Below are 24963 nucleotides of genomic sequence, written 5' to 3' on the forward strand. Positions count from 1 at the left end.
TAAGCCAGAAAAGATCAGACATGTTCACCGCTCGTTTTCGAACCGTGAATCACGCCGCTATACGGAAATCAATGGGTCCTGAGCCTAAGCGTTCAAACCGCGTATGTTCCACGGGGAAATTGACTTGCCTTGGATGAATAACAATCCGCCACCGGACCAGATGTTCCTCTCACGACACGCTCCAATTCGCAGCAGATTCTAAATGGCTCTGGATCGTCTGAGGTAATGTAGTCAGTGAACCTTTCGCCAGCCAGCTTTCCGATGGTTTCTGCAGGGATGCGAATGGTGGTGAGCCCCGGTTCAACGTCCGCGGACCCTTTGAAATCACCAATACCGATTATTGAAAGGTCATTGGGAACCTTCAAACCAAGGTTCTGGGCTGCAAACAGTGCACCTTGTGCGATGACGTCATTCCCGCACAGCAGAGCCGTAGGGCGAGTGCGTTCTGACAAAAGGGACAAGGCTGCCTGCTTGGCCTGAGATACACTGTACGGGGCCTCCGACTCATGTTCACTGGGAACGGAAATACCAATTTCGCTCAACGCATCACGGACGGCAGATAACCGATGTTGAGCTCGGTCATTGCCCGAGGTTTTGGGAAAGATCAGCCCAATATCGCGATGCCCCAAGTCCAGCAGATGCTCAGCCGCCAGACGCCCCGCCAGCCGATTATCAGCTCCAACGCAGGGAAGATCGGAATTCTCCGAATAGTTCCAAATGGCAAGAGCCGGTATTTTCTGTTGTTCGATCAGCCGCGCGGTAGGTTCGGAATGCTCCAATCCGACCAGAGCCACTCCGTCCACACGATGCTCCAGAAGCTTGCGAACCATCGCGTATTCCCGATCGAGGTCATACCCATGCGACGCCAGCAACAGGCTGAACCCGGCTTTATCGATGGAATCTGAAAAGGCCTGAATGACCTCGGCGAAAATGGCGTGGTTGATCGTAGGAACAACGAGACCGACAGTGCCTGATCGCTTGCCATGCATCGTTTGCGCAGCCCGATTGCGGATATACCCCAGCCTTTGCACCGCTCGGTTGATCTTTTTCCGAGTCGCCGGGCTGACCAAGTTAGGGTGATTGAAGGTACGAGAAACCGTGGATGGCGATACTTTTGCGGCCTTTGCGACCGCTACAATATCTACCTTACCTTTTTGAAAAATTGCCATAATATTCTTCCATCCAGTCGAATTTATGAAAACATTTGCAATACTATTTTCATCGCCTACCCTGATTTGTCAACAAAAGTAAAAGTGTGGACCGACGGGTTGGGAGGCCCTGAATGGAATTCATTTATTACTTCGGAGACGTATTCACGCCGCTGTCGTTTTTGCTGCTGTTGGGCGGCACGATTGGGGGTCTGATTCTGGGGGCGACGCCGGGTTTGTCACCTACGATGGCGGTCGCTCTTCTGATCCCCTTCACCTTCCAACTCGAGGCGGCACAGGGGCTAATCCTGTTGGGCGCCGCCTATACCTCGACCGTTGCTGGTGGTGCGGTTAGCGCCATATTGCTCAAGATCCCCGGCGCGCCGGCCAACATAGCGACGACGTTGGACGGACATACCATGGCTAAACAGGGTCAGGGTGCGCGGGCGCTGCAACTGTCGTTTCTGGCATCGGCGGTGGGCGGCATCTTTGGTGTGCTCCTGTTGATCTTTCTGACCCCGGTTTTGGCCAAATGGGCGCTGGCATTCGGTCCCTCGCACTTGTTCTGGTTAGCCATTCTGGGTGTTACGGTGATCGGGACACTGGATTCCTCCTCGGTGGTCAAAGGTTTGCTTTCGGGATGTATCGGGTTGTGGCTGGCTACCATTGGGTTTGACGACATCATGGGGGCGCAACGCTTCATCTTTCACCCTGCTTTGGGTGGAGGCATCAACATTATCGCCGCGCTGATCGGTCTGTTCGCGATCCCCCAGGTGCTGACGATGTTTGCAAAGGGTCGCCGTAACACGGGCGCCGAAATCATCGAAGTGCAGCGCCATTCGATCCTCGCTGCGTTTCGCGAACTGTTCAGCCGAACCCGCGCTCTGAGCATCGGCACATTGACAGGGTCCATCATCGGCCTGATCCCGGGCGTTGGTGGACAGATCGCCGGGTTGGTCGCCTATGATCAGACCAAGAAATTCTCAGCCGAGAAAGACAAGTTCGGTACGGGCCATTCCGAAGGCGTGATTGCTGCGGAATCCGCCAATAATGCGATGGTCGGCCCGTCCTTGGTTCCGCTGCTAACCTTGTCGATCCCGGGTAGCCCAACAGCCGCCGTTCTGCTGGGCGGATTGCTAATCCATGGAATTTTTCCGGGCTCGGACCTCTTCGACAACCACCCTGACGTGGCCTGGACCTTCATCAATTCCATGCTGATCGGCCAAGTCCTGATGTGTATCTTTGGCCTCTATGTCGCCGGTCTGGCCGCCCGCGTCGCGCAGGTTCCACAGTCGGTTATGGCAGCCATCGTTCTGGCGCTGTCGGTCTTCGGGGCCTATTCGGTGCAGGGCTCGATGGGTGATGTCTATGTCATGGCCTGCCTTGGTATAGGCATGTTTTTCCTTGAGCGTTTTGGTTTTTCAGCAGCACCACTGGTGTTGGGGTTGATCCTTGGCCCCATCGCTGAAGCCAACTTCATTCAAGGCGGGATGATCGCTGATGCGACCGTGGGCAAAGCTTCGTATTTCCTGACCGGTGGGTTGAACCTGTTGCTGATCGCAGTGGTGCTGGCCTCAATCGCCTACTCGGTTTGGATGGAACTGCGCCACCGTCGCTACACCACCAAAGAGGAGGCACAGGCATGAACCGCTCGCAACATATGATTGGGTCCGGTCTGGTCTTTGCTGTTGGCCTTTGGGTGACTTGGGTCAGCTATACCCAGCAACCCGCTGAGGCGTTCCTTTTCCCGCGTCTTATTGCATCGGTTTTTGTGGTTCTGGCTGGCTGGACCTTTGGCAAAGCGGTGTTGGGATTTTCCAAGGTTGGGAACGGCTTGACGCGTACAATGTTCATAAACATGCTGCCGGGGCTGATCGTAACGTTGATCTACGTTTTCTGGGCGGCAAAGTCGCTGGGTTTCTACACCGCGACGACCATCGCGTTTTTCATTCTGCTGTCAATCTATGATCCAGCCCCGCATTCCGAAGCCAAAACCTGGGTCAAGCGCGGCGTCATCACCGCAGTCTTTGTAGCGGTCATGTACGGGCTCTTCGCCATGCTTCTGAACGTTTACACGCCAAGGGAAATTCTGTTCTGACCGCACAGGATGCGGGTGAGCCAAATAAGGGAGGAAACGCAAATGAAACAAATACTTGCAGGGGTCGCATTGGCCCTCATGGGCCTGACAGGTGCCGTCGCGTCCGAAGAATACCCCGAACGACCGATCATGATGATGGTTAGCTATGGCGCGGGCGGTGCGACAGATTTTCAGGCGCGGATTGTCACCATGACGTCCGGGAACGAGGATGCGCTGGGAATGCCCATCGCAATCATCAATAAACCTGGAGCAGGCGGGCGCGTGGGTTGGAACTGGTTTGCAACTCAAGCCGACCCGGATGGCTATACACTGGCGGCCTATAACGTCCCGCATTTCATCGCCCAGTCGATCAAAGGCGGTGTGGAATATTCGACCGACAGCTTTGAGCCCATTGCAAACTGGGGCGCCGACCCGGCAGTCTTCGTTGTGGGTGCCGACAGCGAGTTCAACTCGATGGAAGATGTGGTCGCATATGCAAAGGACAACCCCGGCAAGCTGACGGTATCCGGAGCGGGCCTGTTTGTGGGCCACCACATTGCAGCCCTGCAGATCGACAAAGCAGCAGGAACCAAAATGGCTTACATTCCGACCAAAGGCGGCGGGGCCGCGGCCATGAAAGCAGTGATCGCGGGTGAAGTCATGGGCGGTATCAACAACCTGTCGGATGCGTACCGCGCGCAAGAGGCGGGCAACGTCAAAATCCTTGGTGTCGCAGATCTTGAACGCAACACGTTCCTGCCGGACGTTCCGACGATGATGGAACAGGGGCTGGAGGTTGACAACTCATCGGTCAATTTCCGGGGCGTGATGGTGCCAAAAGGTACACCGCCTGAGGTGATCGATAAACTGGCGGCGACGGTCCCGGAGATGTTTGCCAACGACCGTGTGGCTAAAAAAATGGAGGCCGGTGGGTCCCCCATGCACATCATGACACGTGATGAAGTGATCGAGATGTGGGCAAAGCGCCAACAAACGCTGAACGAATTGCTGGCCGGCCTCTGATCCGGTGATCAAAACGGGGCGGAGCAGATCCGCCCCGAACAAAAAATCGAGGACCAAGATGAACGCTCAGGACGAGATTTCCCCAGAAATCGCTGAAGTAGATCGTATCGTAACGCAAGCTCGTGCGGCCCAGGAGGCCTTTGAAGCTCATGGCAGTCAGGGGCTTTATGACAAAGCAGCTCTCGCAGTGGGGTGGGCCACTATGGAGCCAGCACGCAACCGGAGGTTGGCCGAGACCGCCGTTAAAACCACCGGGCTGGGTAATGTTCTCGACAAGATCACAAAAAACCACCGTAAGACATTGGGTCTTTTGCGAGATATCGCTGAAGTAAAAACCCACGGCATCATCAGCGACGACCCGAAAACCGGCATTACCGAGATTGCGCGTCCTATTGGCGTGGTCGGCGCGGTTGTGCCATCGACTAACCCTGCGGCAACACCTGCGAACAATATCATCAATGCGCTCAAAAGCGGCAACTCCATCGTGGTGGCACCGTCACCCAAAGGCGTGGCGTCATGCGAGATGTTGATTGACTACATCCACTCTGAATTCGACAAGCTGGGGTTGGATCGCAATCTGGTGCAGATGATCCCCGCGCCCGGATCCAAGACTAAGACGCAACGGTTGATGGAAACTGTTGATCGGGTGATCTGCACTGGAAGCCAGAACAATGTTCACCGCGCGCAATCCTGCGGTACGCCAGCTGTGGCGGTTGGTGCTGGCAACGTGACAGTGATTGTTGACGAGACTGCTGACTTGCAGGCGGCCGCGGCCAAGATTACGGCCTCAAAGTGCTTTGACAACGCGACGTCCTGTTCTTCTGAAAATGCCTTGGTCGTTGTTGATGCAATCTATGATGTGTTCGTTGCCGCGATGGCCAGCGAAGGCGGTGCCTTGGTGCCATCCTCCGAAGCAAGTGACATCGTGGCCCGGCTTTGGCCTAATGGTCATCTCAACCGTTCTGCCATAGCGCAGGATGCCGACAAAATGCTCAAAGCTTTGGGGATGGCGGGAAAAGTGCCTGAAGGGACCAAGTATTTGGCCGTGGAGACGGACGGGATAGGTCCGGATCATCCACTGTCCGGCGAAAAACTTAGTCGGGTTTTGGCTCTCTATCGCGCGGCAGATTTCGAAGAGGCCAAGGGAATTGCCGCTCGCATTCTGGAGCATCAGGGGGCAGGACATTCGGTCGGCATCCACACGGATGACGACACCCGCGCTGTTGGGTTGGGACGTGACTTGCCCACCTGTCGGGTCATCGTAAACCAGGCGCATACCTTTGCCACAGGTGGCAGTTTCACCAATGGAATGCCCTTTTCGCTTTCGATGGGCTGCGGCAGTTGGGGCGGGAATTCCATCGATACCAACCTGCATTGGCGGCATTTCGTCCAAACCACCAAGATCGTGCGTGAAACGCCTCCGCGTGAACCAGACTTGAAGGAGATTTTTGGCGACTATTGGTCGGAGGTCGGCCGATGATGGAACCGCCCAAAGGAACTGTCCGAGATTGGCTGGAATACAGAGCTACCCAGGGAGGAACCGGTTTTGTTTTCCCGGATGGGGCACCGGACTTGAGCTGGGGTGAATTGCGCGAAACAGCCCGCCGAATAGCGGTCATGTTGACCGGATCAGGTGTGGCAAAAGGTGAAAGCGTTGCGATCCTCTACCCCAATTGCCGCGAAGCGCTAGAGGTCTTGTTCGGCGTTCTCTACGGCGGATTCCGGGCAACGATGATTAACCTTGTCGCAGGCGACAGCGCCGTATCCTATGCGCTGGAGCATAGTGGGGCACGTTGTGCCTTTGTGCATCCCGGACAAATGGAATTGTTCGAACGGACAGCCGATCCCTCCGGAATCACCCAGTTGCACGTTACAGACGTTGCCGATGCCGATGGTAACTTGCACAGCATCTCGTCCGACAGTCATGCTCTGTTGATGTACACATCCGGAACAACCGGGCGTCCCAAGGGCGTGGTTCACACGCATTCCAGCCTGCTGGCAGGGGGCTGGACGACGGCAGTTGCTCACGAGTTGACCGAGGTTGATCGCGGGTTTTGCGTATTGCCGATCTACCACATTAACGGGCTGTGTGTGACAATCATGGGAACGCTTGTTTCAGGCGGGTCTTTGGCCATGTGCGAACGATTTTCTGCCAGTCGGTTCTGGGACAATCTGGGTAAGATTGAGGCAACATGGTTTTCGGTCGTACCAACCATCATTTCTCACTTGCTGCACTCGGATACAAATCCGGATACGCACACCCGCCAACGTGTGCGTTTCGGTCGTTCTGCATCATCAGCATTGGCACCGGACGTGCAGCGGGCCTTTGAAGACCGTTTCGAAATACCGATTGTGGAAACTATGGGGCTGACAGAAACCGCCGCGCAGATACTGTCCAATCCTCTGCCACCGGGCGTTCGCAAGATTGGTTCTCCGGGTATCGCATTTGGGAACGAGGCAGCAGTATTCGACGCGAACCTTCAACCTGTTCCTCACGGAACGGAAGGTGAATTGGTCATTCGTGGGCCAAATGTGATGTTGGAGTACCTCAACGACCCCGATGCAACTGCAGGCACGTTTAGTTCCGATGGGTGGTTGCGAACCGGTGATCTCGCACGCATGGACGAAGACGGCTACGTTTTTGTCACCGGTCGGCTGAAAGAGCTGATCATCAAGGGCGGTGAAAACATCGCGCCGCGTGAAATAGACGAGGCACTTTATTCTCATCCCGACGTTGTTGAAGCCGCAGCTTTTGCACGCCCCTGCGAAAGCTACGGTGAAACTGTCGAAGCCGCTGTAAAAATTCGAGAGGGTTCTGAACTGACGCCGCAAAGCCTATCGAGAATTTGCGAAGATCAACTGGGTCGTTTCAAGTCCCCCGATGAAGTTCATATCTTGTCTGATCTTCCCAAAGGCCCCTCGGGAAAAATCCAAAGAAACAGGATACTCGAGATCGTTAGTGAGAAAGCTGAAAACCGGAAGATGTAGACCCAACGACTATTCAGTTGACCACGTCCTATGGACGTACGCTTTGACCGCGAAACTCATAGTAGAATGCGCAGATTGGTCGTTCGCTTAACAGTAGGTGCCGGACAGAAAATCTCAATTTTAGACATCTGACGCAAACTATCGAAGTACAGGTTGGGGAAAGGATGTCGTATTTGCAAAGGGCAATTGCGGGCGCTCTGAGAAACGTGCGCTTTTGGACTCGGTTTCAGTTATTCCTGAATTTGCATTTCCGTGTCGACTCAGAGACTGATTGCCCCCACCGGGACCGGTCCAACTTCAAATGCTTTAGGACCATCAATAGTACCCGTGGCCGAGAACGCGACCCAGTGACCAGCGTTTGCGCGCTGACGGATGTTTCCAAAATCAAGGCTGCTCCTTCGGCGAAAGTGACACCCCGAAGCGCATGTTTCGCGAAGCCGCCAAACCGCTGTTGCAGATCCGTGCTCCGTCCAATCTCCTACTGTAAGACAAGATTCAGTTGGCGGGACTTTGAAGTGCAGGTGTTTCTGCAGGACTTTGTCATACCTCCCGCGAAAACACCTTGCCCAGCAATGAACCAACAAGATGTACCCGTCTGAGTATCCGGCACGTCGTGGAAGAGGCGGCAAGGCGTGATGCGATGGATGACAGCATCATGCGTGGGATAGCGAAACTAGTGTGCCACCGACGCAAAGCAATTAAAGCAAATTCAAACCCTCACGAAAGGGATGATTACCTCCCGCCATTGCAATGTATGGTTGATTCCATTCAGATTTCACGTTTAGAAGCAAAGGCATGCCAAAAAAGAAGAGAACTATTCTGTGACCAATCGCTTCTATCTTTCGACCGCTCTTCTTTTACCCACGTTGTTCCCGCTCGCCACCGTTCACGCCGCAGAATTAGCCAAAACCCCGAATGAGGAAATGCGTTGTTATCTGTCGGTTCAAGGTCCGATCGAAGCAGGAGACGCTGACAGAATTCGCGAAGCCATGGCAAGTTTTTCTGCCGACCACCCCGAAGAGGCAAACCTTTACTACCCCAATTCGATGAACAGCTGGAAGAAAGTCTGTTTCGATAGCCCCGGGGGGAGTTTTTCAGAAGGTGTGAAGATCGCCCAGTATTTGTTGAGCGAGCAGATCGGAAGTGCCGTTCCAAAAGATGCCCAATGCCTTTCGGCCTGCGCGGTGGCGTTTATGGGTGGAACAAATGATACGCAAGGTGATGGGGGCCCAATTCCCTTCCGCCAATTGCATCCACTTGGCAGCTTGGGCTTCCACGCACCTTTTATCGAGGTCCCTGAGCGGGAGTACTCGGCACAGATTGTTCAGCAGGCATTCGAAGTGGCGCTGGCAAACATTGGCTTCCTCTTGGAACGAGGAGATCAGATGAACATTCAGCGCAGTCTCGTCTTGCGCATGCTGAACACGCCCAGCGACGACATGCTTTTCGTGAGAACCGTTGGTGAAGCCTCACGTTGGGGTATTGCCATCGCCCCTGTCGCGCCGCAAGACAAGCTTGATGCGGTCTCAGTGATCAATGCCTGCTACAACCATGAATATTTTCTCCAGGACAACCTGTTGCCGATTTTTACCAAAGCAGAAAAAGTGGCGATCCAAAGCGAAGGCTCGGTAACGACCGGCACGCTGCCCGACGGTTTTCGCGGAGAGCGGTCGATGCCTTGCCAAATCTTCCAGTCAGCAGTCTCGGAATATGATCGCTATGGGCCTCTGACACATCGCGCAATCCACTCGATCACCGAGTATGAAGGGGTCTATCCTTACCAAATGTACGATCCGCAAACCCCGATCACTACGCTTTTCAACCCCGATGGTAAGCCACCTGCCCGAATTGCGAGAATTGAAAAAAGCATAGATGCCGAGGCTGTTTGCCTGGTTTTCGCCGATGGCAGGTTGAGCGATCAGGACCCTTGCCGTTGGGAGGCCGTGAAGACCAGGCTCGCTGATTTGTCCGTAGAAAACGTCTGGCGGTTCCATTGGCCATCGGGCAGCCAGACTGTTGTGGAAAAGGCTATATCCGGGACCAGTCAGGCCGACACGTTGAACGGATCACCGGCGCAAAAAATCGAGAGCTGGGACCTGCCGGAAGAAACAAACAAGGCGATCAACGATGCGGCCCAGACCCTGACTGCTCCTGAAGATGGCTGGCTCAACAAAGATTGTTGGCTAAGCAGCGCAACGGAGCGCATGTTTTGCATCGGCAGCTTCAGCGTGGCCGGATACAAGTCCATGGAAGAGTTTACAGAATGATATCTTCTATCAGGATTCTACTGCTGAGCGCCACAACTCTGGTGCCGGGCCTTGCCGCCGCACAGGACGACGCATTCTTCCTCATGTCTGGCGCTCAAATCGATTGCCTTGCCAGAAATGCGGACCGCTACCTGTCTTCCTCTGAGGACACTTTGTTCATCAGGCCCGGTGACTGCGGATCCGAGCGAACCGGCGAGACTATTAGCTTCATGGAGATGACGTTGAATGCCGCGCCAGACATCAGGATCGTTGAAGAGCAGGATATTCCCGACGAAGTCGTTGTTCTGACCCGCGAAGACCTCGCCTGTATCGCGGGTCAAACCTTGCCAGTCGTTGCAAGCCTCGTCGCCTTTTACCCCGATGGCTGCCGCGTGGTGGTTAGGGCACCATGAGCAAACCACTCGCCAACTTCGACAAGATCGCAGACATCTGCTTCAAAGTTTTCAGCATCATAGCGATTTGCTTTGGCGGAATACGCTATTTTCAGGAGCGCAGCGAGATCGCGCATAAAGAAGCCCAAAGCAGATCCCTGTCCTATATCGAAGAATATGGCAGCGCGAGATATGTGGCAGCCCGTCTGGCCCTTCATGAATTCTGGTCCGAGCGTCCGGAACTGGTCCAGTTGCTGACAAATGGCGGAATTTCAGAGAGGGCTTACCGGGCCGCTCTCAGCCAGGAGGTTTTCCGGCACGAGGCCGATCACCAGATACGCGAAGCGCTTGTCCTGTTGGACAACTTCTACAGTCAGGTGACTTTCTGTCACAGAACCGAGCTTTGCGACGCCACTATTCTGAATGATTTCTTCTGCCAGGTGGCGCGGTCCGAAGCGGTGGCCTACGTTCCTTTCTTCGACCGAATGGCTGCCGAGACCGGTGACAGCGACTTGGGCGATGACTTGTCCGACTTTGGTGCACATTGTGCCTCGGCAATCGGGAAACCTTCGAAATGACACAGGGCAGCAATCGAAAGCTGCGTTTCGTTGCTCCTTCTCCCCTGAGAAAAACGTGATGCATTCCGGTATCTACCGGGAGCGGACGGCGGGCACCGGTGCAGGGCACCGTACCTCCCGTCGTCATTCTCACTTTAAGAAACAGGTATTGAACAAGGGATTTCTTCACCGTGATCGAACCGGCTTTCCCCTCTCCGAAATCGAAGTAAACAAGCGACCAGCCTTGCCCGACCAACTGGTCCATCAGACCAACCCCCTGCGCGGCTACAACCGGATTGAAAACCTCAACGTATTCCATGATCTTATCGGATTTGTTGAATTTGAAGGTTGAGTATTACTTATTGCTGCACCAACCCGCGTCATTCTTCAGCTTGATCTGACCGGTGAAGCGAACGAACACCCCCTGCCCGTCATCCATCGCGCAGAGCTCGTGGACCGGGAAGATCATGCCTTCAAAGTTCGAGAAGGTCCGCGACTAACAGGCCTAAATCGCAAATCGACCTTTGGCGCCGGTTGGAAAGACACCGCAGTGATAGGCGGTGATATGTACGTTCCCCCTCAGCAAAAAAAAGCGGCAACGACAGCCGCATCTTCAGCTTCCTAAGCCTTTAGAAAGGCGCGCACGATGGCTTTGGTGCATTCGGCATCTTCGGGACCGGCTGCCTGGATGATCTGGCCAACGGCGTTCGCGGCACCGCGGATGCCCAGGCAGCGGTCACGACAACGACCGGCAGTTTCTGCTCCTCATTCACTAGGGCAGGATGAGCATGTCCGACAGCGTTGCATCTTCGTTTTCGAATGTCACCGTGCGGCTTGGGATTCAGGTTCAGCAAAACGTGATGCACGTCCAACACATCCTCGGGCGTTCAGCCTGGATCGGCCTGAAAGTAGCGGACCGACATAAACACCGCCGCCGACACAAACACGGCGTCTTCGCTTTTCAGCAACGGAGCCGACGAGTAGATCCCGTCGTTTAGCTGCGGCAAGGTTTCCTGCTCTTTAACGTTGAGACAGACTGGTTTCTGAGCATGGAAGGACTGGGCTGATTACCCCGCACCTACTCTGACAGCTGTGAACCATAGCGGCTGAGGATCATGTCGACGCTGCTTTCGATGGTGGCGGTCATTTCCGGTTCGCTCAGCACGTCACCGGTGAACATCATCGGCCAGAAGGCCTTGGCTTTGATCAGGCCAATGAATTCATGCCCGGCTCGTTCCGGGTCTTCGATCTGCAGTTGCCCGTCATCTGCGGCATCTTTCAGCATAGCGACAAAGATCCTCGTCTTATCCAGCTTGCCCTGAGCTACTGCCGCCATCTCGGGGTTGCGCAAAGTTTCGCTGATCACCATCCGCGCCATGGCGATAACCTCGGGCATCATCAGAATCCGCCCCTCGGCCCAGGCAAGCTCGGTCAATTGCTCGCGGATATCTCGGCCTGGTTGGTACCTGATGTCGAGCACGGCAGCAAACCGATTGGACAGTTCGATCACGATCGAACGAAACAGATTTTCCTTGCTCTCGAAGTACTTGTACAGCGTGCGCTTGGAAACCTCGGCGCGGGTGGATATGCGGTCCATGCTGGCGGCTGCGAACCCCTTCTCTTGGAATTCGGCCACGGCGGCTTCGATGATCTGGGCCTGTTTGGACGCGTTCGGTGCGCAACAATCGCTCATGTTTCAAAGCTATAGACCCATTGACAGAGCAAGGTCAAACACTAGGTAAACTCACGGGTTTACACTGGAGGAAACGTAGCATACGGTAAACCCGCCAGTTTACCGACTCAGGTAACCAGCCCAACATGGAGAGTCCCCTCATGGCCTTGACCTTGAAACTGAACGGCGAGACCCACACGGTCGATGCCGAACCCGGCACACCCCTGCTGTGGGTGATCCGGGATGAACTTAAGCTGACCGGAACCAAATTCGGTTGCGGTGTTGCATCCTGCGGTGCCTGCACCGTGCATCTGAATGGTGAGCCTGTGCGCTCGTGCCAGACCTTTGTGGAAGAAGTCGAAGATGCCGAGGTTACCACGATCGAAGCGGTCGGTGACGACAAGATTGGTGCGGCCGTCCAGCAGGCCTGGGTCGAGCTGGACGTGATTCAATGCGGTTACTGCCAGTCGGGTCAGGTGATGTCGGCGGTCGGCCTGCTGTCGGAAAACCCGAAACCGTCAGCCGAAGAAATTGACGAATACATGTCTGGCAACGCCTGCCGCTGTGCCACCTATCAACGCATTCGCGCCGGTATCCAACGCGCATCTGAAATTCTGGAGGCCTGATCCATGACCATCAACACCTCCCGCCGTGGATTTCTGAAAGGTGCCGCTGCTGCCGGTGCCGTTCTGCTGGTTGGCGCGCACCCTGATGGGGCGCTTGCGGCGGCGTCGTCCGAGACCGCTCAGTTCAACCCGTTCGTGAAGATTGATGCGGACGGCACCGTCACCGCCATCGTCAAACACTTTGAAAAGGGTCAGGGTCCTGCGACTGGCCTGCCGACACTGATTGCCGAGGAAATCGGCCTGACCATGGATCAGATCGAATACGAATTCGCGCCCTCTGATCCGAACGTCTATAACAACCTGCTGTTCGGCCCCTTCCAGGGAACCGGTGGCTCGACCGCGATGGCGAACTCGTGGCTGCAATACCGCCAGGCCGGTGCTGCCGCACGCGAGATGCTGATCAACGCCGCCGCCGACAGTTGGGGCGTTGATGCATCCGGCATCACCATCGAGGAAGGCATCGTCAAGGCAGGCGACAAGTCGGCCCCGATTGCGGACTTCGTGGCCGCCGCCGCGCAGTTGGAAGCCCCAACTGAACCACGCCTGAAAGACCCGTCCGAGTTCCGTCTGATCGGCAACGAAGCCGTCCGCCGCAAGGACTCGGCGATCAAAGGGAACGGCCAGGCGATGTACGCCATGGACGTTCACCTGCCGAACCAGATGGTTGCTATGATCAAGCGACCAGAATCGAAGGGTGGCATTGCCAAGGGCTTTGATGACAGCGCATCAAAAGAGGTCAAAGGCTATATCAACGCCGCCGTTCTGCCCAATCAGGCAGGCATCGCGGTCTATGCCGAAAACACCTGGGCCGCAATTCAGGCGCGCGACGCGATTGAAGTCGAATGGGACATGTCCGGTTCTGAGACCCGCGACTCGGACCAGATCAAAGCCGAGATCATGGCCGCACTGGACGCCGAACCCACCTATAACGTGAACAAGGCGGATATGGCAGCGGTGTCGGCGGCTATCGACGGGGCGGACAAGGTCGTCGAAAAGACCTTCTACTTCCCGCTGCTGGCCCACGCGCCGATGGAACCGCTGAACTGCACCATCGAGCAGACCGCCGACGGTGATATAGTACTGCATGATGGCGCGCAGATGCCGACCGGGCCGCATATGGCCTATCAGCAGATATTCCAACTGCCACCCGAAAAAATTCACATCAAGACGATGCTGGCCGGTGGCTCGTTCGGACGTCGCGCAACCCCGGACGCGGATTATCAGGTCGAGGCCGCGCTGGCCTTTGCCGTCACTGATCGTTCGCGCCCGGTGAAGCTGGTATGGACGCGCGAAGATGACATCCGCAGCGGTTACTATCGCCCCGCCTTCGGCCATAAGGTCCGCGTGGGTCTGGATGCCGACGGGAATATCGTCGGATGGCAGCATCAGGTCGCCGGGCAATCGGTAATTAAAGGTACACCGTTCGAGGCAGCTCTGGTGCATGACGGTATCGATCACAGTTCGATCGAAGGGATTGCCGACAGCCCGTACATGATCCCCGGCATGTCGCTGGGGCTGACCGATACACCGAAAGCCACGACGGTTCTGTGGTGGCGCTCGGTTGGCCATACCCACACCGGCTATACGATGGAGACCATGATGGATCTGGTCGCCGAAGCCGCAGGCCGCGACCCGGTCGAGTTCCGCCTGGCGCATCTGGCCGACACCAGCGACGCGGATCAGCAACGCAAAGCGGGAGTGCTGAAACTGGTCACTGAAAAGGCGGGATGGGGCAACCCTCCGGCAGGTCGGGCACAGGGCATTGCCGTGCACAAGTCCTTTGGGTCCTATGCCGCGCAGGTTGTCGAGGTTTCGGGCGATCCGGAAAACGGAATCAAGATCGAAAAGGTCACCTGTGCCGTGGATTGCGGCATCGCCGTAAACCCCGACGTGGTGCGGGCGCAGATGGAGGGCGGCATCGGCTACGGTATCGGCCACGTCATGCGCGACCAGATCACGCTGACAGGTGGGGCCGTGGACCAGTTCAACTTCCCTGATTACGAGCCTCTGCGGATCGGTGACATTGCGGAAATCGACGTCCATATCGTGCCGTCCGCCGAAGCACCGACCGGAGTTGGCGAGCCCGGCACCCCTCCCTCGGCCCCTGCCCTTGCCAACGCGATCCGGGCGCTTTCGGGCGTCAAGGTTACCTCTCTGCCGATGGTGGAAAACGGCGTCAATTTCGTCTGACGCCCTCTCGCTCCGCGCCATCCCCCTCTGGCGCGGAGCGTATCGCTTGAAAAACGCGATCGAATAATTTGATCAAATTTCGTGACAAGGCGCGCGGTCTCGATTACATCTCGGACATCCCGAGTGATGGAGACCCCAATGGACCTGAGCGCCCTGCACAGTTTTCGCGTCGCCACCAGTGACCTCAACGGTCAGATGCGCGGCAAGCGCGTGCCGCCCTCTTACGCCGACAAGCTCAGCAAAGGGACGGTGCGGATGCCGTTTTCCGCGCTGAACGTGGACCTGTGGGGCGCAGACATCGACGGCAGTCCTCTGGTTTTCGAATCCGGCGATGCTGATGGAATGTTGCTGCCGACGGATCGTGGCCCGGTACCGATGCCATGGCTGGCGGCGGATACCGCGCTGGTACCGATGTGTCTGTACGATGACAAGGGCGCGCCGTTTGCAGGTGACCCCCGGCACGCTCTTGCCACGGTATTGCAGCGCTACGCCCAGCGCGGCTGGTCCGTCATCGCAGCAACCGAGCTGGAATTCACCCTGCTGGATGCGTCGGGCGCGCAGCCACAGCCTCCGATCAACCCGGTGACCGGGCGCAGGCTGGCGGATGAATCGGTCCTGTCGATGGCCGAGATGGATGCGTTCGACGCCTTTTTCACCGAACTTTACGACGGCTGCGCCGCGATGGGCATTCCCGCGCAGACGGCGATCTCGGAAAGCGGCATCGGCCAGTTCGAGATCAACCTGAATCATCAGGACGCCCTGCGCTGCGCGGATGATACGTGGCTTTTCAAGACCTTGACGCGCGGCCTCGCCCGCAAGCACGGGTTCACCGCCACGTTCATGTCCAAGCCTTACGCAGACGATGCGGGCAACGGAATGCATGTGCATTTCTCGGTCGTAAATAATCAGGGGCAAAACGTGTTCGACAATGGCGGCCCCGAGGGCACCGATCTGCTGCGTTGGGCGGTTGCCGGATGTCTGGCTGCGATGCCAGGATGTACGTTGATCTTCGCACCGCACGGAAACTCTTACACCCGCCTTGTTCCCGGCGCACACGCCCCGACCGGAGCAAGTTGGGCTTATGAAAACCGTACTGCCGCGATCCGCATCCCCGGCGGTGCTCCCGCCGCGCGGCGGATCGAGCACCGCGTTGCGGGCGGCGATATCAACCCCTACCTGATGCTGGCCGCCGTCCTGGGTGCCGCGATGAACGGGATTGAGGACGAGACCGAACCGCCCGTCCCGATATCAGGCAACGCTTATGAAGTCGACGGCCTGCCGCAACTGGCTGGTGACTGGGCCTCGGCGATCGCCGCCTTTGAAAGTGACCCGTTGGTCGCGCGCATCTTTCACAACGACTTGATCCGCTTTTTCGCTATGACCAAAAGGCAGGAAATCCGTCGCTTTGATGAGCGCCCGTCGGATGAGCACTGGCTCAGCTATCTCGAAGCGGTTTGACCCCCTTGCCCGCCTTAATTCGGTGGGCTAGAATAAATTTGATCAAATTTGGTGACCCATGAAAATCGGCATCCTAGTGACCGGCCACCCGCCTGACGAATTGCGCAACCAGTTCGGCGCCTATGACGCGATGTTTCGCACGCTTCTGGACGGCAACGGCTTTGAGTTCGAGACCTTTGCGGTCGTGGATAACCAGTTCCCCAAAAGCGCGGATCAGGCAGATGGCTGGATCATCACCGGCTCGCGTCACGGAGCCTACGAGGACCACGCGTGGATTCCTCGGCTTGAAAAGCTTATTCGCGAAATCCAGAAAGGCGGGCAGCCCCTTATCGGCGTTTGCTTCGGCCATCAGATCATCGCGCAGGCACTTGGCGGCAAAGTCGAAAAGTTCTCGGGCGGCTGGGCCGTCGGGCGGACGGATTATGACTATGAAGGGCAGACCGTGTCCCTGAACGCTTGGCATCAGGATCAGGTCGTCGAATTACCCCAAGGTGCCGAGGTGACCGGTTCGAACGCCTTCTGCCGAAATGCCATGGTGGCCTATGGTGACACGATCTGGACCGTTCAGGCGCACCCGGAATACGGTGACGGCTTTATCAAGGGCCTGATGGACACACGCGGCAAGGGCGTAGTACCCGATGACCTGATGCAGGCCGCGACCAACCGTCTGCCCGCCAAGGATGACAACCCCAAGATCGGGCAACATATGGCAAAGTTTCTGAAGAAAGAGAGGGCCTGATGGCCGACTGGAAAGATCAGCTGCCACAGGCAGCCCGGACCTACATTGAAGGTCAGAGACTGGACGAGGTCGAGTGTATTATCTCGGACCTGCCCGGCATCGCGCGCGGCAAGGCGGTGCCTGCGTCAAAATTTGCGAAACAGGCCTATTTCCACCTGCCCGACAGCATCTTTTACCAGACCATCACTGGCGATTGGGGTGAGGCTGCGGGCGAGGACGGGTTCATCGAGCGGGACATGATCCTGAAACCCGACTTTACGACCGCCTCCGCCGCGCCGTGGACCGGCGACTGGACGCTGCAGGTGATCCACGACGCCTATGACCGGGACGACAACCCGATCCCTTTCAGCCCGCGCAACGTGTTGAAACGCGTTGTACAGCTGTATCACGACAAGGGCTGGAAGCCGGTTGTCGCGCCTGAGATGGAGTTCTTTCTGGTCGCGCCCAATGTCGACCCGGCGCAAGGCATCAAGCCGATGATGGGCCGCTCGGGCCGTCCGGCGGCGGCACGTCAGGCCTATTCGATGACCGCAGTGGACGAATTTGGCCCCGTGATCGACGACATTTATGACTTCGCCGAACATCAGGGTTTCGAAATCGACGGCATCACTCAGGAAGGCGGTGCGGGCCAGTTGGAGATCAACCTGCGCCATGGCAACCCGGTCAAGCTGGCCGATGAGGTATTCTATTTCAAACGCCTGATCCGCGAAGCCGCCCTGCGCCACAACTGCTTTGCTACCTTCATGGCGAAACCGATCGAGGATGAACCGGGTTCGGCCATGCACATCCATCATTCGATCATTGAAATGGAAACCGGGCAAAACATCTTCTCGGGGCCACAAGGCGGAGAGACAGACGCGTTTTATCACTTCATTGCCGGGCTACAGAACCACCTGCCCGCGGGTCTGGCGGTGATGGCACCTTATGTGAACTCGTACCGGCGCTATGTGAAGGACCACGCCGCGCCGATCAATCTGGAATGGGCGCGCGACAACCGCACCACCGGCATCCGCGTGCCGTTGTCCGGCCCCGAAGCACGCCGTGTCGAAAACCGCATCGCCGGAATGGACTGCAACCCCTATCTGGGCATCGCACTGTCGCTGGCTTGTGGCTATTTGGGCCTGACTCAGCAGGAACGCCCGCGCCGTCAGTTCTATGGCGACGCTTATGAAGGCGACGGAGATATCCCGCAGGTCATGGGCAATGCGCTGGACCTGTTCGACGAGGCCACCGCGCTGCACGAAGTTCTCGGCCCCGAGTTCGCCCGCGTCTACGGCATAGTCAAACGCGCCGAGTATGAGGAATTCCTGCAGGTCATCTCTCCGTGGGAGCGTGAGCATCTGCTGATCAACGTCTGAGGCGCACGATGAACCTGCTTTATTCCAATGACCGCAAAGCCGAGTATCCGGCCAGTTGGTATGCCGCGACGGCCAATCCGATCGACCAGTATCCCGCGCTGACGGGGGAAGTGAAAGCAGATGTCTGCATTGTGGGCGGAGGCTATACCGGCCTCTCCGCCGCGCTGCATTTGGCCGAAGCCGGGTTCGATGTTGTGCTGCTTGAAGCGCATCGGGTGGGGTTCGGCGCGTCGGGCCGCAATGGCGGTCAGTTGGGCAGCGCACAACGGATGGATCAGGAAGACCTTGAGCGACTGGTCGGAAACGACGACGCAGCGAAGCTCTGGGATCTGGCCGAGGATGCCAAGGATCTGGTCAAGTCACTGATCGCCAAGCATCAGATCGATTGTGACCTGAAACCCGGCGTGGCGGTTCTGGGCCTGAGCAGTGGCGAGCAACAAGAACTACATGACCATGCGGCGCATCTGTCTGACCGGTACGGCTATGACCAGATGGAGTTGCTGGACGAAGGCGCAGGCCACGCTCTGTGCCCCTCGCCAGCTTATCGCGGCGGCTATCTGGACATGGGGGCCGCGCATCTGCACCCGTTGAATTTCACACTGGGGCTGGCTCAAGCCGCCGTGAAAGCCGGTGTACGCATCCACGAATGCACCGAGGTCACAGGCATTGAGGAAGGCACTCAGGCCATCTTGCATTCCGCGCAGGGCAAAGTGACCGCCGACCACGTCATTCTGGCCTGTAACGGCTATCTTGGCGATCTGAACGGCAAAGTGGCGACGCGCGTCATGCCGATCAACAACTTCATTGCGGCGACCGAGCCTCTGGGCGCAGACGCCGCCCGCGTTCTGACCCGCGATGTTGCGGTCGCCGATACCAAGTTCGTGGTAAACTACTTCCGCCTAAGCGCTGACAACCGTCTGCTGTTCGGCGGCGGCGAGAGCTATGGCTACCGCTTCCCCACTGACATCGCGGCCAAGGTTCGCAAACCGATGACCGAGATTTTCCCGCATCTGCGCGACATCAAGATCGACTACGCCTGGGGCGGAACTTTGGCCATCACCATGCGGCGGATGCCCTATTTGGCGCGGGTTGCACCGAACATCCTGTCCGCTTCGGGTTATTCCGGCCATGGGGTCGGCACCGCGACCCATGCCGGGCAACTGATGGCGCTGGCCATTCAGGGGCAGGCCGAAGGGTTCGACACCATGGCCCGCGTGCCCGCCCTGCCTTTCCCCGGCGGCCCCGCCCTGCGCAGTCCCCTGCTGGTGCTGGCAATGACGTGGTTCGCCTTGCGGGATCGCCTCGGGGTCTGACCTTAAGAAATTGCGACAGATTGGTGAAATTTCGCCCATAAGGCGATTGAGGGGTTTTATTGCCCGATAATTAGCTTTATCTTTCCCAAATATAGAATTCGGGAAAACCAAATATGACGCTTCCTCCAAACGTTCATGACGCCGAACCCATCCCCGCAGCCGCCCGCGAAGCCATCGACGCCCTGATGCAGTCGGGCGACCTGTTCCGCTATACCGCACCGCAGGATGCTCCGGTCGCGCTGCTTGAAGCGGAATTCGCCGCACTGCTGGGCTCGAAATACGCGCTGGCTGTTTCTTCCTGCTCGGCCGCTTTGTTCCTGTCGTTGAAAGCACTAGGCCTGCCGCGGGACGCGCGGGTTCTGATCCCCGGCTTCACCTTTGCCGCCGTGCCGTCGTCAATCGTGCATGCGGATTGCGTTCCTGTTCTGTGTGAAGTGGGCGAGAACTATCGCATCGACATGGAGGATTTCGCCGCCAAGCTGGACGGCGTGCAGGCGGTGATCATCAGTCACATGCGCGGCCATACATCCGACATGGACGCGATCATGGCCCTGTGCAACGAGCGCGACATCCCGGTGATCGAGGACGCGGCCCATTCGCTGGGCACTACCTGGCACGGGCAGAATATTGGCACCATTGGTAAGGTCGGCTGCTTCTCGTTCCAGTCCTACAAGATGATTAACGCCGGCGAAGGTGGCATCCTGATCACTGACGACGCCGATCTGGTGGCCCGCGCTGTGATCATGTCAGGCGCTTATGAGCATAACTGGAAGAAACACAAAGGCCCGCACGGTGACAACTCGCCCGAGCTGGAACAGGCTTTCGCCCGCTGGCAAAACCAACTGCCGCTGTATAACCTGCGCATGAGCAACCTGAGCGCCGCAGTGATCCGCCCACAAATCCCGGAACTGGCACGCCGCGTGCGGGACGGGTTGGCGAACCACGACTATGTGGCGGATCGCCTGAACACGTCGGATTACATCGACGTTCCTGCCCCGCTGGCGCCAGAGCGCCGCGCGCCGGACTCGATCCAGTTCAATCTGATTGGAATGGATGAGGCGGAAATCCGCGCCTTTGCCGCGGCCTCTGAAACACGCGGTGTAAAGGTTCAGGTCTTCGGGCTGAGCGAGGACAACGCCCGCGCCTTCTGGAACTGGCAATTCCTGCCCGAGACCTTCGAGCTGCCGAAGACACGTGACATGCTGATGAAGGCCTGCGATGTGCGCCTGCCGGTTCGCCTGACACGCGCAGAACTGGACGTGATCGCCGATATCCTACTGGCCTCGGTGGGTGAAGTGACTGGCCCGGTCCCGGTCTACGGCACCTGACGGCTATTGCGAGCCAAGATCGAACAGTTCGGTCGATAGGAAAAAAGCTGTGACCCCATCGGGGGTTGCGGCAACGCGGGACAGGATTGCGGCCACCTGCAGACCGGTAGCCGTTTCCACCAAAAGCGGCGCACCGGAATCCCCCATCATCACAGGGCAGATCGCCGACATAACGCCGCCCTGATATCGGCGCGGCGGGCAGGCTTCGGTTCGACTGAGTATATGTGGCCGCACCCCAGGATACCCTGAGACAAAGGCCGAATTATTCTCAGCTTTCGCAAGCGGCAAAAACCCGACCTGCTGACCTATCGGCTCGCTGAGTTCCAGAACCGCCCAATCCAGATCAGCACGATCGTCAAACACCTCGTCAATGCCCTGCTCGGGATGTAACCGATACCCTGCTATTTCGGACACCGCGGCGGCTGATCCGCGCTGATATCCGGCGGCGAACCGGATGCTCGAGGGCGGAATCCACCGCTGTCGTGGGGTGTTATACAGGCAATGAGCAGCAGTCAGAACCAGCCGATCCGACACCAGAACACCGGTGCAATGGGACCTCTGATCCCGGCTGGCAAAGTTGATCCGCCCGATGGCGCGCCACGGGGCTTGATCCGCATCCAGAATCTCGCGGCTGCGAATAGCGTCACACCCGGCCCCGGACTGGGTACCCAGCCTGCAGACCGGAGACCAGTTTTCCGAATAGACACCCTGCGACAGCGCGGGCTGCATCCAAAGTAACGCGATACTCAGAACCAGCCAGCGCATCCTTGGCGCGGTCAGTTCAACTTGGAGAGTTTCTTCTGCAGCTCAGCAAGCTGCTTCTTGATGTCGTCCAGATCTTCTTTTGACTCTGGTTTGTCGTCGCCATCTTTGTCCGGCCCGGACCAGTTGCCCGACAAACCACCCGTCATCGCCTTCAGAAATGCCTGTTGCTGCGCTTGCATCGCCTCGAACCCCGGCATCTGCGACATCGGGTTCATAGCGTTCATGTTTTCCATCATCTTGCTTTGGCTCTCGCGCAGCATCTCGAACGAGCTTTGCAGGAATTGCGGCATCATCCCACCGCCCGGGATCATGTAGCTGCGTACCAGATCATTCAGCACATTCACCGGCAAAACATTCTCGCCGCGGCTTTCGTGCTCGGCAATGATTTGCAGCAGGTATTGCCGGGTCAGATCGTCCCCGGTTTTCAGATCGATGATCTGCACCTCACGCCCGTCGCGGATAAAGGCCGCGATATCCTCCAGCGTTACATAGTCGCTGGTCTCGGTGTTATACAGCCGACGGCTTGCATAGCGTTTGATCAACAGTGGCTTTTCTTGTTGTGACACCGTTTGCCCTCCCCAAGGATGATGCGTTGCAGCAGAGATTATGCGAGTGCAGAACAAAAAGAAAGGGCAGGTCAAAAGACCTGCCCAACGCGATTGCACCAGATGGGAGGAACGGGTGCGCCTCGCGGCCTTGCTTATTTAGCAGTTGCAGCTTTCTTGGCAGCTGCTGTCACGTCGTTGGTTGCTTTCTTGACGGCAGCGGTTGCGTCTTCAGCAGCTTCTTTGCCTGCAGCCATCAGCAGCTCGACGGTTTCGGTCTGCAATTTTTTCGCGATTTCAGCGAAAGCAGCCATGTTTTCAGCAGCAACTTCAGCCGAAGCGCTGGCGAAATCGGTTGCGGCTTTTGCGTAGTCAGCCGGCTCGGCCTTTGCTTTCGACATCTCGGTCAGTTTGGCCAGGGTGTCCTTGGTCCATTTGTTCGAGATTTCAGCCGACTTTTCAGCAGCTTCCAGAGCAACGCCCGACAGCTTTTCGTTCAGCGAAGCGGTCGACTTGAAAGCACCTTCCAGAGCAGTCGTGTCAACGGGGAACGCGCCCATCATTTCTTTCATGGTCGCGGTAAAGTCTTGAGTCTTTGCCATTGTATTAATCCTTCTTGCCGAACCGGGCCCACCCCGGCTTTCATCAGCTTGAGGATAATATGAATGCTGCGGCGCAGCATTTCAAGTTTTTTCTTGCTGCGCCGCAGAATTTCTTAAGTTTCAAAATGAAATCAGCCGTTTGGATTGGCTATAACATAGGTGCCAGGTGCCGGGGCCAAACGAGGATGGTCCGAATCACCGGTATCGCGGGCGGGCACTTGCTTGCCCGAACGTTTCTTCAGCCACGCTTCCCACAGGGGCCACCACGAGCCTTCGTGGAAATCAGCCTCTTTCAGCCAGGTGTCGGCATCCGACTTCAATTCCGGATTTGTGTAGTGACCATATTTTTTCTTGCTGGGCGGATTGATAATGCCCGCGATATGGCCGGATTCCGAAACTACGAAAGTCTTGTTCCGCGACCCCATCTTCTGGACACCGCGATAACAGTCTTTCCACGCCGCAATATGGTCCGTCTCGCAGGTGATCGCCATCAGCGGCACATCCACGTCGCTGAGTTTCAACTTGTGCCCGAACAGCTCAATCCCATCAGTGGCGAATTCGTTGCGCTGGCAAAGGCCGCGCAGATACTCAACCGTCATCCTGGCAGGAAGGTTGGCACCGTCGCCATTCCAGAACAGCAGATCAAAGGCCGGCGGCACCTCACCCAGCATATAACTGCGGATCGCCGGGCCATAGACCAGGTCGCGCGAGCGCAGGAACGACATGGTGCGCGCCATGATCCACGACCGCAGCACACCCACTTTGTTCACCTCTTCCTCGATTCCGTCGATAAAGTCGTTCTGAAGGAAGGGCGTGAATTCACCTTGTTCGGAGAAATCCGTCAGCGCGGTAAACAATGTGGCCGACTTGACCGATTTGTCACCGCGCTTTTTCAGCAGAGCCAGCGTCAGGCTTAGCGTGGTGCCAGCGATGCAATATCCGATCGCATTGACCTGCTTGACCTTGCAGATCTTCTTGGCCTCTTCGATCGCGGTCAGGAACCCGTCCTGAATATAGTCCTCCATCCCGGTGTCCGCATAGCTTTCATCCGGGTTGACCCAACTTACGACGAACAGGGTATAGCCTTGCTCGGTCACCCATTTGATCAGGCTGTTCTGCGCTTTCAGGTCGAGAATGTAGAATTTGTTGATCCAGGGCGGGAACAGGACGATCGGCGTTTCATGGACCGTTTCGGTCGCAGGCTTGTACTGGATCAGTTCCATCATGCGGTTGCGGAACACCACGTCTCCAGGGGTCGTCGCCAGGTTGCCACCGACTTCGAATGCACTTTCGTCAGCCAGCTTCACCACCAGTTCGCCATCGTTGGCCTCAAGGTCCGAGACGAGATTTTCAAGCCCCTTGATCAACGACTGGCCCTCTGTTTCGACGGCCTTTTGCAGCGCGTCCGGGTTCGTTGCCAGAAAATTCGTGGGTGCCATCATGTCGACAATCTGCTGTGAGAAATACCGCAGGCGCTGCCTGTCTTTTGCATCCATATCCTCGACCGAGGCGACAGCTTGGGCGATGGCTTCGGAATTGGTTTGGTATTGCTGGCGGATCAGGCGGAAATAGGGATTGGTTTCCCAAAGGGGGTTGGAAAACCGTTTGTCATCGGGTTTGGGTTCCTCGTCTTCGACCTCGCCCTTGGTCAACGCCTGTTGCGCTTCGGCAAAATTCAGTACCGATTTCCCCCAGTATTCTATCTGCTGCTCCAGTAGTTTGGCGGGATTTTGCCATGCTTCGGTCCAATAGGCCGATGCTGCCTTTGCAAAAAGATCCTGATTCGGGCCGTCCAAGGCAGGGGTATGCGGCGTTTTCACCGCCATGACATCGATCAACCGTTTGGAGAGTTCTTCGACCTTCTCCATGTTTTCTTTAAGGCGTTCAATGTTTTCTTCGGTCACTTCTGGCATCTGGTCTTCACTTGTTGTCATTT

General features: G+C 57.1%; 22 protein-coding genes. 16 read left to right on the plus strand and 6 right to left on the minus strand.

All coding sequences use genetic code 11. From position 1 onward, the window contains the following. Positions 1-92: 92 nt before the first annotated feature. Positions 93-1169, minus strand: a complete 1077-nt coding sequence (locus tag ACR1XY_RS19240; protein WP_480595532.1) for a LacI family DNA-binding transcriptional regulator — start codon at positions 1167-1169, stop codon at positions 93-95. 113 nt (positions 1170-1282) lie between these two features. Between ACR1XY_RS19240 and ACR1XY_RS19245 the strand changes: the two genes are divergently transcribed. The 9 genes from ACR1XY_RS19245 to ACR1XY_RS19285 all read left to right on the plus strand — a co-directional run bounded on the left by ACR1XY_RS19245 (position 1283) and on the right by ACR1XY_RS19285 (position 10783). After that, a complete protein-coding gene (locus ACR1XY_RS19245; RefSeq protein ID WP_480595533.1) occupies positions 1283-2794 on the plus strand; it encodes a tripartite tricarboxylate transporter permease in 1512 nt (503 codons plus the stop codon). After that, on the plus strand, positions 2791-3246 hold the full coding sequence (locus tag ACR1XY_RS19250; protein ID WP_480595534.1) for a tripartite tricarboxylate transporter TctB family protein: 456 nt from the start codon (positions 2791-2793) through the stop codon (positions 3244-3246). The genes ACR1XY_RS19245 and ACR1XY_RS19250 overlap by 4 nt, the downstream gene beginning before the upstream one ends. 42 nt (positions 3247-3288) lie before the next feature. Then, the gene (locus ACR1XY_RS19255) at positions 3289-4248 is read left to right on the plus strand and encodes a Bug family tripartite tricarboxylate transporter substrate binding protein (protein ID WP_480595535.1); all 960 of its coding nucleotides are present in this window, start codon (positions 3289-3291) and stop codon (positions 4246-4248) included. Positions 4249-4306: 58 nt separating this feature from the next. Then, a complete protein-coding gene (gene sauS / locus ACR1XY_RS19260; protein WP_480595536.1) occupies positions 4307-5728 on the plus strand; it encodes an acylating sulfoacetaldehyde dehydrogenase in 1422 nt (473 codons plus the stop codon). Continuing rightward, a complete protein-coding gene (locus ACR1XY_RS19265) occupies positions 5725-7236 on the plus strand; it encodes a class I adenylate-forming enzyme family protein (protein ID WP_480595537.1) in 1512 nt (503 codons plus the stop codon). Before sauS ends, ACR1XY_RS19265 begins: the two co-directional genes overlap by 4 nt. 821 nt (positions 7237-8057) lie before the next feature. Continuing rightward, positions 8058-9503, plus strand: coding sequence for a COG3904 family protein (locus ACR1XY_RS19270; RefSeq protein ID WP_480595538.1), 1446 nt, complete (start codon positions 8058-8060; stop codon positions 9501-9503). After that, a complete protein-coding gene (locus tag ACR1XY_RS19275) occupies positions 9500-9895 on the plus strand; it encodes a hypothetical protein (RefSeq protein WP_480595539.1) in 396 nt (131 codons plus the stop codon). The genes ACR1XY_RS19270 and ACR1XY_RS19275 overlap by 4 nt, the downstream gene beginning before the upstream one ends. Further along, the gene (locus ACR1XY_RS19280; protein ID WP_480595540.1) at positions 9892-10452 is read left to right on the plus strand and encodes a hypothetical protein; all 561 of its coding nucleotides are present in this window, start codon (positions 9892-9894) and stop codon (positions 10450-10452) included. The genes ACR1XY_RS19275 and ACR1XY_RS19280 overlap by 4 nt, the downstream gene beginning before the upstream one ends. 58 nt (positions 10453-10510) lie before the next feature. Beyond that, complete coding sequence (locus ACR1XY_RS19285; protein ID WP_480595541.1) at positions 10511-10783, plus strand: hypothetical protein; 273 nt, start codon at positions 10511-10513, stop codon at positions 10781-10783. A 726-nt stretch (positions 10784-11509) separates the two neighbouring features. Here ACR1XY_RS19285 and ACR1XY_RS19290 read toward each other — a convergent pair. Continuing rightward, positions 11510-12124, minus strand: a complete 615-nt coding sequence (locus ACR1XY_RS19290) for a TetR/AcrR family transcriptional regulator (RefSeq protein ID WP_480595542.1) — start codon at positions 12122-12124, stop codon at positions 11510-11512. 140 nt (positions 12125-12264) lie between these two features. On the opposite strand from ACR1XY_RS19290, the gene ACR1XY_RS19295 reads away from it, so the two are divergent. The 7 genes from ACR1XY_RS19295 (at position 12265) to ACR1XY_RS19325 (ending at position 21115) form a co-directional block, all read left to right on the plus strand. After that, entirely contained in the window at positions 12265-12729 is a 465-nt protein-coding gene (locus tag ACR1XY_RS19295; protein ID WP_480595543.1) for a (2Fe-2S)-binding protein, read from the plus strand. Between the two features lie 3 nt (positions 12730-12732). Next, positions 12733-14919 carry a xanthine dehydrogenase family protein molybdopterin-binding subunit gene (locus tag ACR1XY_RS19300; protein ID WP_480595544.1) on the plus strand — a complete coding sequence of 729 codons (2187 nt, stop codon included), beginning with the start codon at positions 12733-12735 and terminating at the stop codon, positions 14917-14919. 138 nt (positions 14920-15057) lie between these two features. Then, entirely contained in the window at positions 15058-16377 is a 1320-nt protein-coding gene (locus ACR1XY_RS19305; RefSeq protein WP_480595545.1) for a glutamine synthetase family protein, read from the plus strand. Between the two features lie 58 nt (positions 16378-16435). Next, positions 16436-17116 (plus strand): type 1 glutamine amidotransferase, encoded by a 681-nt coding sequence (locus ACR1XY_RS19310; RefSeq protein ID WP_480595546.1) that lies wholly within the window; start codon positions 16436-16438, stop codon positions 17114-17116. Then, positions 17116-18474, plus strand: coding sequence for a glutamine synthetase family protein (locus ACR1XY_RS19315; RefSeq protein WP_480595547.1), 1359 nt, complete (start codon positions 17116-17118; stop codon positions 18472-18474). The genes ACR1XY_RS19310 and ACR1XY_RS19315 overlap by 1 nt, the downstream gene beginning before the upstream one ends. An 8-nt stretch (positions 18475-18482) precedes the next feature. Continuing rightward, positions 18483-19787, plus strand: a complete 1305-nt coding sequence (locus tag ACR1XY_RS19320; protein WP_480595548.1) for an NAD(P)/FAD-dependent oxidoreductase — start codon at positions 18483-18485, stop codon at positions 19785-19787. Between the two features lie 113 nt (positions 19788-19900). Further along, complete coding sequence (locus ACR1XY_RS19325) at positions 19901-21115, plus strand: DegT/DnrJ/EryC1/StrS family aminotransferase (RefSeq protein ID WP_480595549.1); 1215 nt, start codon at positions 19901-19903, stop codon at positions 21113-21115. Between the two features lie 3 nt (positions 21116-21118). Here the strand turns inward: ACR1XY_RS19325 and ACR1XY_RS19330 are convergent, their stop codons facing one another. From ACR1XY_RS19330 to ACR1XY_RS19345, 4 genes are all read right to left on the minus strand, one after another. Continuing rightward, positions 21119-21880 (minus strand): trypsin-like serine peptidase, encoded by a 762-nt coding sequence (locus ACR1XY_RS19330; RefSeq protein WP_480595550.1) that lies wholly within the window; start codon positions 21878-21880, stop codon positions 21119-21121. Between the two features lie 11 nt (positions 21881-21891). After that, positions 21892-22446 carry a polyhydroxyalkanoate synthesis repressor PhaR gene (gene phaR / locus ACR1XY_RS19335; protein ID WP_480595551.1) on the minus strand — a complete coding sequence of 185 codons (555 nt, stop codon included), beginning with the start codon at positions 22444-22446 and terminating at the stop codon, positions 21892-21894. Between the two features lie 134 nt (positions 22447-22580). Beyond that, positions 22581-23027 carry a phasin family protein gene (locus ACR1XY_RS19340; RefSeq protein ID WP_480595552.1) on the minus strand — a complete coding sequence of 149 codons (447 nt, stop codon included), beginning with the start codon at positions 23025-23027 and terminating at the stop codon, positions 22581-22583. Between the two features lie 131 nt (positions 23028-23158). Continuing rightward, positions 23159-24961: a PHA/PHB synthase family protein gene (locus ACR1XY_RS19345; protein WP_480595553.1), complete on the minus strand. Its 1803-nt coding sequence runs from the start codon at positions 24959-24961 to the stop codon at positions 23159-23161. Between the last annotated feature and the right edge of the window lie 2 nt (positions 24962-24963).

It is taken from the genome of Ruegeria sp. AD11(2025) (assembly GCF_056542405.1).

Excerpts from the sequence above, each read along its gene's own strand:
- ACR1XY_RS19250 (WP_480595534.1), top strand. The coding sequence starts at position 2,791 with ATGAACCGCTCGCAACATATGATTGGGTCCGGTCTGGTCTTTGCTGTT.
- ACR1XY_RS19315 (WP_480595547.1), top strand. The coding sequence starts at position 17,116 with ATGGCCGACTGGAAAGATCAGCTGCCACAGGCAGCCCGGACCTACATT.
- sauS (WP_480595536.1), top strand. The coding sequence starts at position 4,307 with ATGAACGCTCAGGACGAGATTTCCCCAGAAATCGCTGAAGTAGATCGT.
- ACR1XY_RS19295 (WP_480595543.1), top strand. The coding sequence starts at position 12,265 with ATGGCCTTGACCTTGAAACTGAACGGCGAGACCCACACGGTCGATGCC.
- ACR1XY_RS19320 (WP_480595548.1), top strand. The coding sequence starts at position 18,483 with ATGAACCTGCTTTATTCCAATGACCGCAAAGCCGAGTATCCGGCCAGT.
- ACR1XY_RS19240 (WP_480595532.1), bottom strand. The coding sequence starts at position 1,169 with ATGGCAATTTTTCAAAAAGGTAAGGTAGATATTGTAGCGGTCGCAAAG.
- ACR1XY_RS19345 (WP_480595553.1), bottom strand. The coding sequence starts at position 24,961 with ATGACAACAAGTGAAGACCAGATGCCAGAAGTGACCGAAGAAAACATT.
- ACR1XY_RS19300 (WP_480595544.1), top strand. The coding sequence starts at position 12,733 with ATGACCATCAACACCTCCCGCCGTGGATTTCTGAAAGGTGCCGCTGCT.
- ACR1XY_RS19340 (WP_480595552.1), bottom strand. The coding sequence starts at position 23,027 with ATGGCAAAGACTCAAGACTTTACCGCGACCATGAAAGAAATGATGGGC.
- ACR1XY_RS19310 (WP_480595546.1), top strand. The coding sequence starts at position 16,436 with ATGAAAATCGGCATCCTAGTGACCGGCCACCCGCCTGACGAATTGCGC.
- ACR1XY_RS19325 (WP_480595549.1), top strand. The coding sequence starts at position 19,901 with ATGACGCTTCCTCCAAACGTTCATGACGCCGAACCCATCCCCGCAGCC.
- ACR1XY_RS19290 (WP_480595542.1), bottom strand. The coding sequence starts at position 12,124 with ATGAGCGATTGTTGCGCACCGAACGCGTCCAAACAGGCCCAGATCATC.
- ACR1XY_RS19285 (WP_480595541.1), top strand. The coding sequence starts at position 10,511 with ATGCATTCCGGTATCTACCGGGAGCGGACGGCGGGCACCGGTGCAGGG.
- ACR1XY_RS19265 (WP_480595537.1), top strand. The coding sequence starts at position 5,725 with ATGATGGAACCGCCCAAAGGAACTGTCCGAGATTGGCTGGAATACAGA.
- ACR1XY_RS19245 (WP_480595533.1), top strand. The coding sequence starts at position 1,283 with ATGGAATTCATTTATTACTTCGGAGACGTATTCACGCCGCTGTCGTTT.
- ACR1XY_RS19305 (WP_480595545.1), top strand. The coding sequence starts at position 15,058 with ATGGACCTGAGCGCCCTGCACAGTTTTCGCGTCGCCACCAGTGACCTC.
- ACR1XY_RS19330 (WP_480595550.1), bottom strand. The coding sequence starts at position 21,880 with ATGCGCTGGCTGGTTCTGAGTATCGCGTTACTTTGGATGCAGCCCGCG.
- ACR1XY_RS19275 (WP_480595539.1), top strand. The coding sequence starts at position 9,500 with ATGATATCTTCTATCAGGATTCTACTGCTGAGCGCCACAACTCTGGTG.
- ACR1XY_RS19280 (WP_480595540.1), top strand. The coding sequence starts at position 9,892 with ATGAGCAAACCACTCGCCAACTTCGACAAGATCGCAGACATCTGCTTC.
- ACR1XY_RS19255 (WP_480595535.1), top strand. The coding sequence starts at position 3,289 with ATGAAACAAATACTTGCAGGGGTCGCATTGGCCCTCATGGGCCTGACA.